Here is a 14,018-nt window from a genome sequence, read left to right as displayed (position 1 = left end):
CTATCAAACTGAAATTAGTAGTATTTGTTGAATTTATTAACTGTTTAGACTCCAAATTATTTAAAATCCTATATCTCAGTTAGAAATAATTTTTTAGGATAAATTTATTATTCTGGGTAGCATTAATCTTATTGTATCATGAGTAAGAATAAATTATTATGGAAATTCTCCCTAAGCTTCTTTCTGTTAACAAGCTTAAGTTTTGGACAGCAAATAGAAAAGGACAGTACAGATGGTTCATCTAGTTTATCGGCAGGGAATGTAAAATTAATGAGAGTTGAACCTATTGAACCAGCACCTGGGGATGGGGGCGGAGAAGGAAATACATATCCGTGGAATCGAGATCGTGACGGTGATGGTTATGGAGATCCTAATGTGCAGGTGATGAGGTCTACTAAACCAGCAGGATATGTAGCCAACCCGAATGATTGTGATGATACTGATCCTAATATAGGAGTGGGGACTTATTATTATCAGGATCAGGACAATGATGGTTTTGGAGATCCTAATGGACGGAGGCGTGTCTGTAGCCGTCCTTCTGGCTATGTATCAAATAGTAATGATAACTGTCCAAGCATGTATGGATTATCAAATGGCTGTCCGGTTTCCGTTGAAGCTATTTCAAGCGAAGATTTTGAGAGTGGTCTGGGCGGCTGGCAACAAATAAGTGGTGACAACATGAATTGGACACGTCGATCTGGGAGTACACCATCGTATGATACAGGTCCAACAAATGCTGCTCAAGGTTCCTATTATATATATTTAGAGGCTACTTCCAATATAGATAATCGTGGGTTACTGATAAGTCCATTTTTTAATATTCCTCAAAATCATGATCTTCATTTTAATTATCATATGTATGGGGATAGTATGGGAAATCTAAAAGTGGAGATTAGTACAAACGGGGTGAAATGGTTTCCGTTATGGTCAATATCAGGTGATCAAGGTAATAATTGGCATAAAGCCATAATTGATTTATCAGCTTATGGAGGGACTAACTCCTATATTCGTTTCAATGGTCTTATAGGCTCCACATATAGGAGTGATATTGCTATAGACAATATTGGATTTTCTAAAGATCCTAACGGGTTAAGTAGCGAAAGTGCTGCTTCTAGCGTGTATACACGAAGTTATCGTAAAGCTTATAGCAGTCCATTGAATAATAATGAGATCACGCCTGATAAAGCAACAGAGTTGATAACCTATTTTGATGGTCTTGGCCGCCCGATACAAAAAATTGAAATTAAACAAGCTGATGGGATTCATGATATCATCACCCATATCGGATATGATGATTACGGGCGGCAGGATAAGACTTATCTGCCTTATGTAGAAACGAATGGTATTCCAGGATCCTACAGAGGAAATGTAAGTGATGAGACTAAAGCATATTATAAATTAAATTATAGTGCCGATTTTAGCGTTTCAACTAATAGTACCGCAAACGCCTATAGCGAGATGGTTTTTGAAGCTTCTTCACTAAATAGAGTGATAGCTGAAGCAGCCCCTGGAGATAATTGGAAAGTAAGCAGCGGCAATACAATAAATAAAGATTACCAAAGCAACGCTAGTGGAGAGGTTCGTTTATATAAAGTCTCTTTAAGTAGCAACTTTTTACCAAGCTTATCCAGTTCTGGATATTATAGCCCTGGTGAGTTGTATAAAACTGTGATTAAAGATGAGAATTGGAGCAGTGGTAAGTTACATACTTCTGAAGAGTTTAAAGATAAGCAAAGGCGTGTGGTGCTTAAGCGTACCTATGGTCCTTCAGACAAGAACATGGATGGAAATTTAAGTTCAGAGGAATTGATCTTAGCTCATGATACGTATTATGTATATGATGATTTTGGTAATCTTACGTATGTTTTACCACCCAAGGCAGAGGGAGTATTGGGCTTGAATTCTTCTCAAAATCAGGATATTATTGATGGACTTTGTTATCAATACCGTTATGACGGACGTAAACGATTAGTAGAAAAGCAGCTTCCTGGTAAGGGGAGGGAATACATTGTTTATAATAAATTAGGTCAGGCAGTGCTCACTCAAGATCAGAATTTAAACTCTTTAAGTAGATGGTTATTTACAAAATATGATGCCTTTGGGCGAGTTGCTTATACAGGATATCGAAATATGGGTTATGATAGGAGTTATCTTCAAGGACAAGTAGATGATGGTGTGTATGCTAGTGAGTATGTTTCGCGTTCAGGTAAAAACAACTATGATGGGATTGATGTATATTATACCAGTTTGAGTATCCCTACATCGATAACCAAGTTATTCACCGTAAATTACTATGATGACTACAATTATAGTCCATCTTTGAGTCTACCATCAAGTAGTCAGGGACAAACAATAATTAAAAATGGGAATGGTATCAAGGGACTTGCAACTGGAAGTCTGATCCGTGTTTTAGGTACCGATCATTGGATTGAAAGGATTAATGGATATGACACCAAAGGACGGTTGATCTATGCTAAAGAAAAGAACCCGTATCTTGGGACTGTCCAAACAACTGAACATCTTCTTGATCATTTTACCGGGGAAATATTAAAAACAAAAACAACTAGCGAAAAAAACGGCTCTGGCACTATCGTTTTAGAGGATTATTATACGTATGATTTTTATGGCCGGCTTTTAACCCATAATCAGTGTATAGGAGGTGATTGCAATGGGGTTAGTGATGGAGTTAATCTGGAGTATAATAGTGAAATTACTCAAGCAACAAGTGTCGTTGCTAGTAACTCTATAACTTTGAAACCAGGCTTTCATGCCTTGGCGAGCAGTGGAGGTAATTTTCACGGTTCCATTTCTGCAACAGGAAAAGGGGAACTCATAGTTGAGAATAGTTATCATGCATTGGGACAATTGATCAGTAAAAAAGTTGGCAATACTCAGGAAAAAGCACTCCAGCATATCGATTACTCCTATAACATACGCGGCTGGCTGACCGGGATCAATGATATAGGCAGCCTTGATAAGCTGTTTAACTTTAAGATTGCCTATGATGATCCTACAAGCGATGGCGATCCGCTTTACAATGGCAATATCAGCCAGACGCAATGGCGCACGGATAATACCGATAGCAGTACCAAGACCTATACCTATGACTATGATGGGCTCAATAGGATTCGCTCGGGAAGGATCACAAGCTCAAACAATCAGTATAATGATCGATACAACCTAAGCGGTGTACAGTATGATAAGAACAGGAACATCACAAGATTGGTACGTAAAGGGAGCCATTAACAGTGGAGCTACTAGCTTTGGGAACATGGATGTACTGAGTTATGCTTACGAATCACAGGGCAATAAGTTACTGAATGTGACCGATACCGGAAATACCAACTATGGGTTTACAGGGAACCATAATGGGAATGATTACTCATATGATGCCAATGGGAATATGACGCGAGATGAGAATAAGGGGATCCAGAGTGGTGGTATCACGTATAACCATTTGAATTTACCCAAAGAAATCCGGATCAATGGGAGTGCAAACAATAAAATTGAGTACATTTACGATGCCACGGGCACCAAATTAGCCAAGAAAGTGACCGAATCAGGTTCATTGACAACTACGGAATATGTTGAGGGCTTTGTGTTCCGCAAGCAGGGGAACCAGGCTTCGGTACTGGATTTCTTTAGCACCCCAGAGGGCTATGTAAGCAATGAGAATGGGAGTTATAAATATGTCTACCAGTACCGGGATCATTTGGGAAATATAAGGCTGAGTTATTCAGATGCTAACAATGATGGAAACATCAATCCAGATAAAGAGCTCAAGGAAGAAAATAACTTTTATCCTTTTGGAATGAAACAGGAAGGATATAATACCACACCTGATATTATGCTGGGAAGTGATCTTGCAGATAACTACCTGTACAACGGGAAGGAACTCGAAGAAGCCTTGGATCTTAACCTTTATTATTTCGGAGCTAGAAATTATGATGCAAGTTTAGGTAGGTGGTCTGTTTTTGACCCACTGGCTGAGAAGCATCGAAATTTGTCTCCATTTAATTATACTTTGAATTCTCCGTTGTTATTTATAGATCCAGATGGGAAAAGTCCTGTTTATAATTATTATGGTGATTATTTAGGAACAACTAAAGAAGGATTCACAGGAATGCCTGTAATATATAAAGGATTTAAAAATAGCCAAGAGTTATCGGGATTATCGTATAAGGAATTATTAGATATTGGCGGTGTAAATCTTGATAAGGCAGAATTTCAGGATCCGAATGTAAGAGATATAATTGAAACGCATATAGTAAATAGAGTTTTAAAAGATGGTTTAGATCCTTCTGAATGGATAATAATTTGTGGTCGTGATTTTGATGGCTCTCAACTTTACAATGCAAAATTTGCAAATTCAGGTAATATGTTGATTCATAGAAGTAATCGTGACTCAAATTTTAATTCGCCTGCTGATTTGTACTATGATCCAACTGTAGAAAATATAAGAAGTATGGTTTTATTCCATGAATTAAATCATACTGATCTTGGTATGGATATTTCGGGAGGGGCACAGAATCATAGAAAAATTACTATGGCGCATATGTTGCATCCTCAGTTTTCACAAACTACAAATAGATTTCAAGAATTTATTGCGTTTCAATATATTAGTATGTACGAAGGGAAATATGAAAATTTACCTACAGCTCGTTTAAAAAGACAATATAGAAATATTTCTAGTAGATTTAACGCTTATTATAAAAGTAATAGTCCAGATGAAAAATATTATACTTTGGAATCGGTTTATAATAATCCTGATAGTAATTAGTCTTATCTTATTATTTGCTTGCGGAAAAGAAAAAGAAGAGAAAATACTTTATACTTTTAATGTAAACATTGAGTCAGTGCCTGTTCCGATAAAAAAAATACAATTATTCTATAAGGATAACACTATTTTTTACTGCAAGTATAAACTAGATAGTGTTTATGTTATTAAAAAGAAGATTAAGACTGAAAATTGGAATTGGTTATCAAAGAAAGTTAAAGAAAATAATAGAAATTCTTATGATTCCTTATATATGCAAAATTTAGGAATTTCTAAAAATAATAGTGGGTTCGTAGTGAATTTAAAGAATTCGATTCGATTATTAGATTCTGTTTTTTCAGAAAATTATGAATCGAAAAAAACCGTAAACTTTTATGATGTTGATTCTAAAATTAAAAAAGAATTGGAAAATAAAATGGAATATGCATTAGCAACTGGTGAAATAAAATTGCATTTAGATGGGGAAATTAGTACTCTTGCAAAGGTTTATTATAGTCAATTTCCATACTATGAAAAAAAGGACTCTTTGGAAGTAATTCAAACGGATGAAAAACTATATTTCAAAATTAAAAATAAGTATATTCTTATTAACGAAGATATTTTTTTAGGAAGTGAATTTAATAATATGTATTAAATGCCTTAATTCTTGCTTTGTATGAAAAATTAGTGATTTTTGATCATGTGTTCAATTAGACATTTTCATAAAAACTTATTTTCTCTAATGGTGTACAAAAAAACCTTACTATTAGTAAGGTTTTTTTGTACACTTTTCTTAGAATTCTCCATTACTTTGTTTGCCTAATTTAGTTTATGAAAACAAAGGGCTTACTTATATTAATTATGATTGTTTTTACTGCTTGCAACATGTATCGTAGGGTGGTAAAAAACGATATTAAAATCGCTAATGGTTATTATGCAATCGGATCTATAATTGAGGGGGATGATAATAAAAGTTATCCTATTTATGATGAGAAAATTAAACTTTCCTGGCGGGAAAATAAACTTGGCCAAAGAGAAATAAATAGGGTTAATAGGAGCTTAAATCAAAACGAAAAGCTTGAAATAATTGATTCTTTGGATATTTTCCCTAAAGCATTGGTGGTTGAAATAGCTGACTATCCATCGGTAATCTCAAATCTGAAACAACCTAATAATAGGAAGGAATTGTCACTTTTGAAAAATGATCCAAGTCTTCGCCTTGTATATTCACTTAATATTTTTTTTAAAGAAAAAGAGGCGAGCCAAATTAAAGATGCTTCAGTTCTTTATTTAACAAATCCAAGCAAGGGGATTTATAGTATCGAAGCTATCCAAAGAGATGGGGTGAAAAATAGAATCTATTTTCAGGATGGGATAATCATTGAAAAAGCTACGAAAGGTTTTTGTTGGCAATTAAATTACAGAAATCAACCTGAACTAATAGATATCTCTAATCGATGTCCAAAAGGAACTGAAAAGGATAGCCAGGATCTGGAAGTTATTGATAAAATTGACGGCGCATGGTAAGGTGTATATACAATTATTCCGTTTTAATAGTATTTTTTCTATTTTTTATTTCTTGTGAAGAAGTGTTTTTTGAAACAGATATTTCTGAAGATCATGTAAGCATTCTTTCACCTTCCAATAAAGCAGAGATTGAAGGGACAGATGTATCTTTATATTGGGAGCCATTAGAAGGAGCGACTAGTTATCGACTGGAAATAGCACGAGGTGATTTTGAATCTGGAAATTATATATATAGCGAAGAAGTTGAAGAACATTCGGTTGATATTGAATTACCTTTAGGAGATTATGAATGGAGGGTTCGAGGTCTTAATTCACAATATATATCGTTGGCTCAAGCGTACCAATTTACCTTAATTGATATCACAGAATTTTCCAACCGGAAGGTTAAGATTTTAAGCCCTGATGATGATGTAGTGTCAAATAACGGTAAATCCATAAGTCTTTTATGGAAGAGTGTAGAAGAGGCTAACCTTTACCGTATTCAAATTGAAAGAGGTGGTAGTTTAGAGAATGAGTATACCACACAGGAAACTTCGTATTCACTAAATTTTAATGAGGGCTTGTCTGTGATTAAGATTAGGGCTGAAAATGACGCTCAGCATACCATTTATTCCAGAAGAAATTATATTTTGGATAACACAGCTCCTGCTACTCCTGTTTTGGTTTTACCTGAAGATAACCAAAGTATCAGTAATCAAGGAGAGGTGAAGTTTTCATGGAAGCCAGATTTTGAAGAATCAGAAGACACTGCACCCGAATATGATAGTATCTATTTGTTTTATGATGAAGGGTTTGAACGACTTTTTGTAAAAGAAGAGGTTACTCAGTCTAATGAAATAAATTATGAATTAAAAACTGATAGTAGCTATTATTGGTTTGTGAGGAGATTTGATAGAGCAGGAAATGCTTCTGATAGCTCCCAGGTTAGGATGTTTAGGATGAATTAATATATGAAAAATAAAAAGCTAACATATATATTAATACCATTGGTACTCATTATATGGGGGTATCTTATTTATAAAATAGTTAGCGGACTCACTGGAGGTGATAATGAGATTATTGTTCCTAAAAACCAATCGTTATTGGCTCTTCCTGATACACTGGGATCAGAGCCAAAAGAGATCTTTGTACTTAAAGAAGTCGCAAGAGATCCTTTCCTGAATATCGTATATACAAAGCCGGTAATGAGTAGAATAAAAAAGAGATTTCAAAAAAAAATAAACTGGCCAGAGATTCGATACTTGGGTTTGGTTAGCAATGAATCTGATAAAAAATCTGTTGGATTAATTGAAATAGAAGGGAATAATTTCTTTTTTGAAAAAGGAGATAGCAATCAGGATATTACTTTGATTAAAATTGATAAGAATCAAGTGGTGTTAGTTTATAAGGGGGGAAGAAAAGTATATTCAAAATCTTAAAAATGTCGTTTAAAAAAGCTTATTTAACTATCAGGCTTAATGCAAACGCACTTTATGTAGTATTAATTATAGGCGTTCTCGTAGCTATTTTATTAGGTTCATTTCTTTTACTGGCACATCATCAAAGACTATTTCAATTAAAAAGTTTCAATACTTCCAAAAACATATCTGCTCTACACCAAGCATTTTTTACATATCCTGAGTCAAAAGATGGCTTAAAAAATACTTCCGATTATTGGGGGGCTTTTAGAAAAGTACAAATAGAAGATGAAGATCATCAATTAGTAAAAGCAGCACTGCTTTGTGGAAAAAAAGATTCAGTTTACCCAAGTCTTTATTTAGAAGATCATCATTCGCCTTTAGTTCTGGCAGGGAAATCATCGTTAGAGGGAAGACTTGAGCTTCCTGATGGTTATTGGAAACCCGGAGCAGTTAACGGACGATATTTTAGCGGAACGACAACAATAAAAAGGATAAACCCGAGTGCTGAAATGCCTCCAATAAACTTTGAATGGAGAAGATATGTAGAAGGCTTATTGCAGGGAAACAATGTGGAAAGCAAAAAATTAAACCTTGTTCGAAATCAGTTGAATAACAGCTTTTTGGAACCAGTAAACCTAATACAGTCACATGGAGGGATTTTTTTGCAAGCTGAGCTTATAGGGAATATAATTGTTAGGGATGATGTTGGAATAAAGGTAAGTGCAAATTCAAAATTACAAGACATTGTATTAGTTGCTCCTCACATTACTATAGAAAAAGGTTTTAAAGGTACTATTCATTGTATAGCAAACCATATTGAAATTGAAAATAACGTTTTACTTAACTATCCCTCTTCACTAGTAGTAATAGAAGATGAAGAGAAGACTGCCATAAATGATGGTATTTATACGGATATTATAATTGGTGAAAATACATTATTAAGTGGCTTTGTTGTTTTTTTAAATAACAACAGCAATTTATATGATAATAGAAATGTCGATATCAGTTTAGGTACGAACAGCAGGCTTGTAGGAGATGTTTATAGCCAGGGCTATTTAGAATTAAAAGGTGAAGTGATAGGGAGTATTTATACATCCTATTTTATGTATGCAAGTGATCGAGGTGGTAAGTATATCAATTATTTATATGATTCACGTATATCTCTAAATGAACTTAAAACGCATTATATCGGATCATTGCCTTTGCAAAGAACAACAGATTATATAGTGGCATCATGGCTTTATTAAAAAAGAAAGTATTTAGAAGGTTTACAGCATCTAGTTTGGTAGAAAATCTGGTTGCTTCTGTACTCATTGTTATTGTTTTTATGATAGCAAGTTTAAGTATCAATAATGTATTCGGAAACTATATACAGGGAGATGAACACGAAATTCAACGAAGATTTTCAGAATTGTCTTATTTGTTTATACATGATAAAATCAGTTATGGTTTTTCTGAAAATTATGAAGAAAACGTTATCAGCATTGAACGTACTAATGGAGTGCCATTTCTTTTTCTAAAAAGAAATGGTAAACTACTTAAGACGAAACAAATAATTTACAATGAATACTAAAAAAACAGTAAATGCTTTTACCCTTGTAGAGATGGTTATTGTACTGATCATAGCTTCTTTGATTGTGGCATTGTCATTTACCGTTCTGGATATTGTTCAACGTAACCTGGGAAATATTTCAAAACAATTTTCAGTAGAAAATAACCGAATTTTACTGCAAAGCAGGTTGGAAGCAAATTTTTTTAAATACGGAGAGTCCTATTATGATCGTAATAAAGAGCAAATTGTATTTAGAAATAATATCGATTCGATTATATATAGGTTGAACAATGATTTTTTGATTATGGAAGATGATACCGTAGACTTCAAATTTCAAAAAATATACTTCATGTATCATGGGGATTCAATTGCTAATGGAGATTTTGATGCTATAGGTACAATCCAGAAAGAGAGCGCAAAAAAGATTTTTTGCTACCGTATAAATGATTCTAAAGCATATTTAGATGGGCTTGAAAGTAGAAATAAATAATACACTTAAAAATGAGAGGAAATCAGGTAATGGTTTCTCTGATTTGCTTCAGCGAGAAATATCTTTTAACGGGGGGAAGTGGAATACTAAAAAAAAGGAACAGTTTTTTACCGAGTTAAGTGTGTTGTTAATTTCGGGAATCGATCTTCGTCAATCCCTGGAACTATTATCAGAAGAAAATAAGAAAAAAAAAGAAAGCATCTTTTTTAAATCTGTTTATGAAGATGTTATTAACGGGATTCCATTTTATGAAACTCTAAAGTCCAGCAAGAAATTTTCTAAATATGAAATAGAGACCCTTCGGGTAGGAGAAGCCACGGGTAATCTTGGGCTGGTCACTCAGGATCTTGGTGAATTTTGTAAAAAGAAAAATGACCAGCGGCGGCAAATAACTTCAGCTCTTACCTATCCAGTTATAGTCATTCTCACGGCTTTCTTAGTAGTATTTTTTATGATGAACTATGTTGTGCCGCTATTCAAGGATATTTTTGAACAAAATAACGTTGAATTGCCTGGGATTACTAAAATGATTTTAAGCTTTTCTGAATTCTTACAGCATAATTTCTATGGAATTTTAATAGTACTTTTTTTATTTATTGGGGGGCATTTTTTAATCCGTAAGTACAATTGGTATAAACGCTTTGTAGCTATAGTTGCCCTTAAAATACCACTAATTGGTGATTTCATAAAGGCGATATATATATTAAGATTTATACAGGTAATGAAACTCCTGGCAAATTCTAAAATTTCGATTACAGAGAGCCTTGAGATGAGTAGTTCGCTTATTTCATTCTATCCACTTAAGGAAGCTATTAATAATATTAATAAAAATGTAGTAAGGGGAGCAAAGTTAAGTGAGAGTTTTAGAGAACATTCAATATTCGATACCAGAATAATAACGCTGCTTAAAGTTGCAGAGGAAACGAATCAAACCGAGTTTATCTTCGAAAAATTATATGACCAATATTCAAAAGAATTAGATTATAAATCCAAGCAGTTTACAAATCTATTAAATCCATTGTTAACAATTCTTATTGGTGCTATTGTGGGAGTGGTATTAATAGCGATGTATCTGCCTATGTTTAAATTAAGTTCGGTTATTGGATAAAGAGATTTTACATACTTTAAAATTTTTACATCAATGAACTACAAAACTATTTTTTTGCTTGTATTTTTAGGTTTTAGCTTTAATATTGCTAATGCTCAGTTTACCGATTATGGGACTTTTTCTGCTACTTCAGATAGTATTTCAATTGGCGGAGGCAGACCTAAATACAGACTACATGTAGCGGGAGGAGCTAAAATCGGAAACTCATATTTCAATACGGTTCCAGGAACCAGTGGGAATAGCTGGCTAAGAGATACATGGCTTACATCCTTAAGAAATTTGACTTGGGATGAAGAAAATCTGGTATGGCGGAGGGATAATTATGCTTATAACGGATTTGGCGGAATTTTATGGGATGATGGTGGAACGTATTTTATAAGACAAAGGTCTGGTACAAAACTAGAATACACAAATCAGGAATTTTTTGAAACCGCATTTTTATTTGCCAATATTTCTACAGGATATGTAGGGATTGGTACGATTAAGCCCGATGCTAGATTAAGTGTTAATGGTGAAGTTCATGCGAATGAAGTGAAAGTTGATACCAAACAGTGGGCAGATCATGTTTTCCGAAAACCCTATAAGCTTCCTGAACTGAAAGATGTAGAGCAATTTATTAACGAACACGGCCATCTGATAGATATACCCACCGAAAAAGAAGCGATAGAAGAGGGAGTAGAATTGGGAGAAATGGTTAGATTATTGCTTCAGAAAGTTGAAGAACTTACGTTATATACTATAGAACAGCAAAAGCAAATTGATCGGCTTACCAGCGGCAAAACTAAATCTTATGAATAATCGAGTTTAGCGGTTGCGATATCTTTAGGTATTCGAGTCAATTTTTTTAAATAATTGTTAAAAACCTTACCAATAGTAAGGTTTTGTGTACCTGTGTTTATTTAATATCACATTATATTTGATTATTACGAATCAATATATAATTTCTAAATGTTGCTTGCTTTTCTATTAGCTATTTTTATTAATTTTTCATTAACATGTTTTTCGAGATGGTTATGTTCTGGAAACCAGATGACTACAAGTGATCTCTTTAATTTAACAGCAGCGGTTAGACTATTAGATCTGGAGATAAGGGATAGCGAGCGTAGTCAAAATAATGACCGTACCGCTTTCTATAGGGCTGATGAAAAAAGTTGATTCCTCACACTTAGACTCCAACATGGGAATGAGCCAAATGCAGAATTTCAAATAGGGTACTTAAAGATATAATCATCAGATATGGATACCTCAGTTTAGCTTTAACAAAGGTAAGTTAGGAATTGGCATTGAAGATCCAAACCATCCTCTGGATGTAAATGGTTTTATCCATGCCAAAGAGGTTAAAGTGGATTATACGGGATGGAGTGATTTTGTGTTTGAGCAAAATTACCAATTACCGGATCTTAATGAGGTCGAAAAGTTTATTATAGAAAATGATCATCTTGAAAAGATTCCAAATGAAAAAGAAGTCGTCGAAAATGGCCTAAAATTAGGGGAGATGGATCGTTTGTTACTACAGAAAGTAGAGGAGTTGAGCTTATACGTCATTAAACAAGATCAGGAAATAACTTCCTTAAAAGATAAACTAAAAAAAACTGAAAATTAAGTATTAAAATTAGACTATATCATGAAGTTTTTGCCTTTAAAAATATTCTTTTTTTTATTTACAACAGGAGTTTTTGCTCAGGAAACGGTGTATATTCGAGGTACAGGAAATTTTGATAATCTGAAAACCAGGATTGTTAAAATAGGGGAGAATGTAATTTTGAACAATTATACTTCTTCTTATAATAAAACTTCAGGTAGAGGTTTAGCACTTACCATCTTAGACGCAGAAACACACGAGCATTTATCATCAATTAATTACGATACTTATGGAAGTAGCAGCGAGTCTAACGCTTTAGCACAGGCACTTAATAATCTGGGAAAGGGAAAGATAGGTATTTTAACGTCTCGTGATGCCTGGGAATCTAATGTTACAGAAAATCTTAGAGAAGCAGCGTTAAGATTAGGGCTAATAAAGCTTTCATTAAATAAAGGTGGGCGTCGGCAGCCCTATGCCGCAATTTTTAGAGGGGCAAATACCGAATTTAACAATTCAATGGTTATTGAAGTACTCCAACCTGCCAATACGGATGCAAATTATGCAGTGATATCAACAATGCTTATAGAAGATTCTTTTATAGGGAACGATATTAGTAATGGGTTAATTGTTGCTGATGGAAATAAAAATGAAATTGGGCTAAGCCTAAATCATTTAGGAAATGTAGGTATAGGACTAACCACTCCAGATTCTAAGCTTGCTGTAAACGGAAATATCCATGCCAAAGAGGTTAAAGTGGATCTTATGGGATGGAGTGATTTTGTGTTCGAGCAACATTACCAATTACCGGATCTTGATGAAGTCGAAAAGTTTATTATAGAAAATGGCCATCTTGAAAATATTCCTAATGAAAAAGAGGTTGTTGAAAATGGTGTAAAGTTAGGGGAGATGGATCGTTTGTTACTACAGAAGATAGAAGAATTAATGCTGTATTCCATCGATCAGAATAAGCGTATTAAAAAATTAGAAGCGGAGTTGGCAAAATGCCAAAAATAAAAACTTTACCTGAAAATTCTCGCTATAGAATAAACAGTGGTATTGAAAACTTTAAAATAATCCTATAATGAAAAAAAGCATATTATTAATATTTATTATGATTTTATGTCATTCGATATATGGCCAAAATGTTTTAGAAGGGTATTATCTGAATCCGTTAGGTGATGATGGAGATCCTTTTAAGTGGATTAGATTTGGAAACCCTGACGATTACTGGGCCGGATTTATGTGGAATAACAAAAGTACCAGTTTTGGAAATGGAAATGATTTTACAATATTTTCTTATGAAAGTAGGGATATTGTTTTAGCTCCTAGTAATGGTAATATAATATTAAACCCTAGAAATACAGTCGGGAAAATAGGTGTGGGTACACCAAACCCAAACTATAAATTTGATGTAAACGGTATTATTCATGCTAAAGGGGTTCGTGTCGATCTAAATTCCTGGCCAGATTATGTTTTTGAAGATGAACTCGTTTAAACTTTTTCCTTTTTGAAGGGTTTGAACTTTTTCAAGGCTAATACAATAAAAGCAAGATAGTTAAACCCTGTCCAGCTTGCCACGGTAGTATCAAACCTGTTTAGTAAC

At 34.0% G+C, this 14,018-nt stretch carries 14 protein-coding genes and 1 pseudogene; 14 read left to right on the top strand and 1 reads right to left on the bottom strand.

Annotated features, from left to right (window positions below):
• Window positions 1–384 precede the first annotated feature (384 nt).
• From L1967_RS20095 to L1967_RS20030, 14 genes are all read left to right on the top strand, one after another.
• Entirely contained in the window at window positions 385–3,246 is a 2,862-nt protein-coding gene (locus L1967_RS20095) for a DUF6443 domain-containing protein (protein WP_249603308.1), read from the top strand.
• Window positions 3,197–4,780, top strand: coding sequence for an RHS repeat domain-containing protein (locus tag L1967_RS20090; protein ID WP_249603295.1), 1,584 nt, complete (start codon window positions 3,197–3,199; stop codon window positions 4,778–4,780). The genes L1967_RS20095 and L1967_RS20090 overlap by 50 nt, the downstream gene beginning before the upstream one ends.
• Window positions 4,728–5,411 (top strand): hypothetical protein, encoded by a 684-nt coding sequence (locus L1967_RS20085; protein ID WP_249603294.1) that lies wholly within the window; start codon window positions 4,728–4,730, stop codon window positions 5,409–5,411. The genes L1967_RS20090 and L1967_RS20085 overlap by 53 nt, the downstream gene beginning before the upstream one ends.
• 176 nt (window positions 5,412–5,587) lie before the next feature.
• Complete coding sequence (locus L1967_RS20080) at window positions 5,588–6,283, top strand: hypothetical protein (RefSeq protein WP_249603293.1); 696 nt, start codon at window positions 5,588–5,590, stop codon at window positions 6,281–6,283.
• On the top strand, window positions 6,277–7,230 hold the full coding sequence (locus L1967_RS20075; protein ID WP_249603292.1) for a hypothetical protein: 954 nt from the start codon (window positions 6,277–6,279) through the stop codon (window positions 7,228–7,230). The genes L1967_RS20080 and L1967_RS20075 overlap by 7 nt, the downstream gene beginning before the upstream one ends.
• Window positions 7,231–7,233: 3 nt before the next feature.
• Entirely contained in the window at window positions 7,234–7,701 is a 468-nt protein-coding gene (locus L1967_RS20070; protein ID WP_249603291.1) for a hypothetical protein, read from the top strand.
• Window positions 7,702–7,703: 2 nt separating this feature from the next.
• Window positions 7,704–8,930 carry a hypothetical protein gene (locus L1967_RS20065; RefSeq protein ID WP_249603290.1) on the top strand — a complete coding sequence of 409 codons (1,227 nt, stop codon included), beginning with the start codon at window positions 7,704–7,706 and terminating at the stop codon, window positions 8,928–8,930.
• Window positions 8,918–9,256 carry a hypothetical protein gene (locus L1967_RS20060; RefSeq protein ID WP_249603289.1) on the top strand — a complete coding sequence of 113 codons (339 nt, stop codon included), beginning with the start codon at window positions 8,918–8,920 and terminating at the stop codon, window positions 9,254–9,256. The genes L1967_RS20065 and L1967_RS20060 overlap by 13 nt, the downstream gene beginning before the upstream one ends.
• Window positions 9,246–9,725, top strand: coding sequence for a PulJ/GspJ family protein (locus L1967_RS20055; RefSeq protein ID WP_249603288.1), 480 nt, complete (start codon window positions 9,246–9,248; stop codon window positions 9,723–9,725). The genes L1967_RS20060 and L1967_RS20055 overlap by 11 nt, the downstream gene beginning before the upstream one ends.
• Window positions 9,700–10,833 (top strand): type II secretion system F family protein, encoded by a 1,134-nt coding sequence (locus L1967_RS20050; protein WP_249603287.1) that lies wholly within the window; start codon window positions 9,700–9,702, stop codon window positions 10,831–10,833. The genes L1967_RS20055 and L1967_RS20050 overlap by 26 nt, the downstream gene beginning before the upstream one ends.
• A gap of 33 nt (window positions 10,834–10,866) precedes the next feature.
• On the top strand, window positions 10,867–11,631 hold the full coding sequence (locus L1967_RS20045) for a hypothetical protein (protein ID WP_249603286.1): 765 nt from the start codon (window positions 10,867–10,869) through the stop codon (window positions 11,629–11,631).
• Window positions 11,632–12,175: 544 nt separating this feature from the next.
• Complete coding sequence (locus L1967_RS20040; RefSeq protein ID WP_249603285.1) at window positions 12,176–12,436, top strand: hypothetical protein; 261 nt, start codon at window positions 12,176–12,178, stop codon at window positions 12,434–12,436.
• Between the two features lie 21 nt (window positions 12,437–12,457).
• On the top strand, window positions 12,458–13,429 hold the full coding sequence (locus L1967_RS20035) for an interleukin-like EMT inducer domain-containing protein (RefSeq protein WP_249603284.1): 972 nt from the start codon (window positions 12,458–12,460) through the stop codon (window positions 13,427–13,429).
• Between the two features lie 67 nt (window positions 13,430–13,496).
• A complete protein-coding gene (locus tag L1967_RS20030) occupies window positions 13,497–13,910 on the top strand; it encodes a hypothetical protein (protein ID WP_249603283.1) in 414 nt (137 codons plus the stop codon).
• On the opposite strand, the pseudogene L1967_RS20025 reads toward L1967_RS20030, so the two are convergent.
• Window positions 13,907–14,018: pseudogene (locus L1967_RS20025) on the bottom strand (IS5 family transposase); the annotation flags it as partial. The gene L1967_RS20030 and the pseudogene L1967_RS20025 overlap by 4 nt on opposite strands.

It is taken from the genome of Zunongwangia pacifica (assembly GCF_023499215.1).
Taxonomy (GTDB): Bacteria; Bacteroidota; Bacteroidia; order Flavobacteriales; family Flavobacteriaceae; genus Zunongwangia; species Zunongwangia pacifica.
The sequence above is the reverse complement of the archived record's forward strand: the minus strand, read 5'-3'. Positions and strand labels throughout refer to the sequence as shown.

What these genes read in the sequence shown, in the direction of transcription:
- L1967_RS20090 (WP_249603295.1), top strand. Translation starts at nt 3,197, where the DNA reads ATGATAAGAACAGGAACATCACAAGATTGGTACGTAAAGGGAGCCATT.
- L1967_RS20050 (WP_249603287.1), top strand. Translation starts at nt 9,700, where the DNA reads ATGGGCTTGAAAGTAGAAATAAATAATACACTTAAAAATGAGAGGAAA.
- L1967_RS20070 (WP_249603291.1), top strand. Translation starts at nt 7,234, where the DNA reads ATGAAAAATAAAAAGCTAACATATATATTAATACCATTGGTACTCATT.
- L1967_RS20065 (WP_249603290.1), top strand. Translation starts at nt 7,704, where the DNA reads ATGTCGTTTAAAAAAGCTTATTTAACTATCAGGCTTAATGCAAACGCA.
- L1967_RS20030 (WP_249603283.1), top strand. Translation starts at nt 13,497, where the DNA reads ATGAAAAAAAGCATATTATTAATATTTATTATGATTTTATGTCATTCG.
- L1967_RS20075 (WP_249603292.1), top strand. Translation starts at nt 6,277, where the DNA reads ATGGTAAGGTGTATATACAATTATTCCGTTTTAATAGTATTTTTTCTA.
- L1967_RS20095 (WP_249603308.1), top strand. Translation starts at nt 385, where the DNA reads ATGAGGTCTACTAAACCAGCAGGATATGTAGCCAACCCGAATGATTGT.
- L1967_RS20080 (WP_249603293.1), top strand. Translation starts at nt 5,588, where the DNA reads ATGAAAACAAAGGGCTTACTTATATTAATTATGATTGTTTTTACTGCT.
- L1967_RS20045 (WP_249603286.1), top strand. Translation starts at nt 10,867, where the DNA reads ATGAACTACAAAACTATTTTTTTGCTTGTATTTTTAGGTTTTAGCTTT.
- L1967_RS20035 (WP_249603284.1), top strand. Translation starts at nt 12,458, where the DNA reads ATGAAGTTTTTGCCTTTAAAAATATTCTTTTTTTTATTTACAACAGGA.
- L1967_RS20060 (WP_249603289.1), top strand. Translation starts at nt 8,918, where the DNA reads ATGGCTTTATTAAAAAAGAAAGTATTTAGAAGGTTTACAGCATCTAGT.
- L1967_RS20055 (WP_249603288.1), top strand. Translation starts at nt 9,246, where the DNA reads ATGAATACTAAAAAAACAGTAAATGCTTTTACCCTTGTAGAGATGGTT.
- L1967_RS20085 (WP_249603294.1), top strand. Translation starts at nt 4,728, where the DNA reads ATGAAAAATATTATACTTTGGAATCGGTTTATAATAATCCTGATAGTA.